Annotated in this window: 3 protein-coding genes and 1 pseudogene; all 4 read left to right on the top strand. The window is 74.0% G+C overall.

Annotation, left to right across the window (positions count from 1 at the left end; translation table 11 throughout):
- Window positions 1–219 precede the first annotated feature (219 nt).
- Window positions 220–417 (top strand): DUF6059 family protein, encoded by a 198-nt coding sequence (locus tag B7767_RS31460; protein WP_085575100.1) that lies wholly within the window; start codon window positions 220–222, stop codon window positions 415–417.
- 229 nt (window positions 418–646) lie between these two features.
- Window positions 647–1,891, top strand: coding sequence for an ATP-grasp domain-containing protein (locus tag B7767_RS31455; protein WP_085575099.1), 1,245 nt, complete (start codon window positions 647–649; stop codon window positions 1,889–1,891).
- Complete coding sequence (locus B7767_RS31450) at window positions 1,888–3,153, top strand: ATP-grasp domain-containing protein (RefSeq protein ID WP_085575098.1); 1,266 nt, start codon at window positions 1,888–1,890, stop codon at window positions 3,151–3,153. The genes B7767_RS31455 and B7767_RS31450 overlap by 4 nt, the downstream gene beginning before the upstream one ends.
- A gap of 23 nt (window positions 3,154–3,176) precedes the next feature.
- Window positions 3,177–3,373 (top strand): annotated as a pseudogene (locus B7767_RS31445) (serine acetyltransferase); the annotation flags it as partial.

The following is a 3,373-nucleotide window of genomic DNA, read 5'->3' as shown; positions in this document are numbered from 1 at the left end:
CTCGACCAGGCGGCCGGCGCGCTGGCCGCCGCCGCCCGGATGCTGCACCGCGGCGAGGACACCGTGCCCGTCGAACTCGCCCTGCTGCTGGAGCTGGGCGAGCGGGGGCGGGCCGCGCTGGAGGCGGCCGGTGAGCACCGCACGGCCGAGGATGCCCGCCGGCCCGACCGGATGTGACGGTCACGGGGACCCGACACCGAACCGAAGGAGGGCCCGCCCGTGTCCCGTCCCGTCTTCTTCCTGTACCCCGTCTACGAAGCCCTGTCCGCCTTCGGCTGGCTGTTCATCGGCCCCGTTCCGCTCGCCGAGCGGCGGCCACCGCTGGCCGGACCGGCGCCTTCGCACCCCGAGCGGCTGTGCCCCGAACGCCCCCTGACCCCCCTGGAGCACGCCCTGGAACGGCAGTTGATGGGCTGAGCGCCCCCGGCCCGGCTCCGCCGCAGCGCCCGGCTCCCCCTCGCGGGGAGCCGGGCGCCGTCATGTCCCGGCAAGGCCGCCCCGGCGCCGTTCGACTTGGCGAAGTCGGATGAACACGCAGGTCACAGCCACACTTCAGAGGCGTCGCACGGGCGAAGATGCCGCTTTCCCCGGCGCGGAAAACGATGAGTGGGCCGTCGCGAGACGTCCTACGAGAACGGAGCCCCGCATGACACACGGCGTGCCGAACAAGCGGTTGCTGATGGTGATGCCCTACAGCCAGTTCGTCCGCAAGGCCGCCCAGGCAGGGTTCGAGGTGTGGGCGATCTGGGATCCGGCCCTGCGCGAGCGGGCCTACCTGGACTCGGTCGCCGAGCACGCCCGCGAACTGCTGTTGACCGACTTCTCCGACGAGGCGGCGCTGCGCGCCCTGATCGCCTCCACCGTCCGGGCCCACGACATCGGCACCGTGCTGCACCTGGGAGCGGAGAGCAGCATGGGCCCGGTCGTCGCCGAGGCGGAGGCGCTCGGGATCTCGCCCAACCCCGCCGCCGCCGTGCACCGCCTCAACGACAAGGGGGCGCTGCGCGCCCTGCTCGGCGAGCACGGGATCTCGCCCGTGCGCAGCGAACTCGTCCTCACCACGGAGGCGGTCGCCGCCGCCGTGTCGCGGCTGCCGCTGCCCGTCGTGGTCAAACCCACCCGGCTGTCCGGAAGCCGCGGCATCGCCCTGATCCGGGACGCCGCCGACCTCGAGGAGTGGACCGGCCGCGTCACCGCCGCGGGCCACGCCGGACCGTACCTGGTGGAGGAGTACCTGCAAGGACCGGAGTTCAGCGTCGAGACCCTCTCCGCCGGCGGCACGCACCACGTCATCGGCATCACCGCCAAGCACACCACCGGCGCACCCCTGTTCGTCGAGACCTCCCACATCCACCCGGCCCCCCTCGCCCCCGACGACGACGCCGCCGTCCGCACCCTGGTGACCCGGCTGCTCGACGCCGCCGGCCTGGTCTTCGGGCCCGCCCACACGGAGGTGATCCTCACCGAGCACGGCCCGCGCGTCGTGGAGTCCCAGACGCGGCTGGGCGGCGACCGCATCCCCCAGCTCATCGAGACCGCCACCGGGTACGACATCGAGGCGGAGATCTTCCGCACCCTCGCGGGGGCCCACATCGAGCCGCCCACCGCCCTGCACATCGCCTCCGTCGGCTTCTTCCTGCTGCCGCCGGGCCGCCTGGCGGAGGTCCGCGGCCTCGACGCCGTACGGGCCCTGCCCTACGTGCACACCCTGCACTTCCCCCACGCCCCCGGCGACGTACTCCCGCCCACCACCGACTCCGCCACCCGCCACGGCTACGTCGTCGTCGACGCCCAGTCGCCGGCCGAGGCCGAGGAGCGCATCGCCCGCGTGCGTTCCCTGCTCGTCGCCGACGTGCGCGAAGCCACCGCCCCGAAGGGAACCCCGCGTTGAACCCCGCCCCGACCGTGCTGCTGATCGGCGGCGTCGACGCCCACCTGGAGCGCTTCCACGCGCTCGGGGCGAAGACCGTCCTGATCCAGCACCCCGACAAGATCACCCCGTACCAGAGCCGCACCGCCCACGCGCTGCTGATGCTGGACTACACCGACTGGGAGACCGTACGGCCCTTCGCCGAGGCCGCCCGCGACGTCTACGGCGCCGACGCGGTGGTCTCCCTCACCGAACCCGGCCTCAACACCGCCGGCCGGCTGGCCGACCTGTTCGGGCTGAGCGACGGCAGGCGCTACGAGGCCAGCCGCCGGATGCGCGACAAGTACCTGATGCGCCGCCACCTCGCCGAGCAGGGCCTGCCCGTACCCGAGCACGGGCTGGTCGACGGCCGCGCCTCCCTGGCCGCCTTCGGCGAGCGGGCCGGGTACCCCTTCATCGTCAAGCCCGTCTCCACGACCGCCGGGTTCGGTCTGCTGCGCGTGGACGGCCCGCGGGACCTCGACTCCGTGTGGGCGCGGATCGAGCGGATGCAGGGCGGGCGCACCGACCGCGGCTCCACCATGTTCACCGTCGACGGCTTCCTCATGGAGTCCTACATCGACGGCCCCGAGTTCAGCGTCGAGTCGCTCAGCTTCGCCGGCCGCCACGTCGTCGTCGCCGTCACCGAGAAGCTCACCGACGACGCACACTTCGCCGAACTCGGCCACGTCGTGCCCGCCCGGCTCTCCGACACCGACCGGAGCCGGCTCACCACCGCGGTCCAGGACTTCCTCACCGCGATGGACGTCACCGACGGGCCGAGCCACACCGAGATCCGGCTCTCCGCCCGCGGCCCGATGGTCATCGAGTCCCACAACCGGCTCGGCGGCGGCCACATCCCGGAGCTGGTCCGCGCCGCCTACGGCATCGACCTGATCGCCTACGGGGCCGCCTGGCCGCTGGGCCTGACCGAGCCGCTGGCCGCACCCCCCGAGCCCACCGCGGCCGCCGTCACCCGTTTCGTGCTGCGCGAACCCGGCACCGTCACCGCCGTCCACGGCGTCGAGGAGGTCGCCGCCCGGCCCGAGGTGCTGCTCGCCCAGGTCTCGGTCCGGCCCGGCGACACCGTACGGGAGCTGCGCGACAACTGGGACCGGCTCGGCAGCGTCGCGGTGACGGCCGCCGACCCCGACAGCGCGGTCCGGCTGTGCGAGCACCTGGTCCGCGAGGAGATCCGCATCGACGTCGCCCCGGCGGCCCAGGAGGGGCTGCGGGCGGCCTGAACGACCAGGAGGAGTTGACCACCATGTCCGTACGACGAGGACTGCTGACCACCCTGCGCGAGGACCTCGGCGTCGTCGTCGAACGGGACCCGTCCCTCGGCGGCCGCTGGGAGGCGCTGGGCCACACCGGCCTGTCCGCCCTGTGGGCCCACCGCGTCGCGCACCGGCTCCACCGCGGGCGCACCCGCTGGGCCGCGCGGCTCGTCGCCCGGGTCGCGCG

The organism is Streptomyces sp. 13-12-16 (assembly GCF_002114215.1).
In the GTDB taxonomy this organism is placed as follows: Bacteria; Actinomycetota; Actinomycetes; order Streptomycetales; family Streptomycetaceae; genus Streptomyces.
The sequence above is the reverse complement of the archived record's forward strand: the minus strand, read 5'-3'. Positions and strand labels throughout refer to the sequence as shown.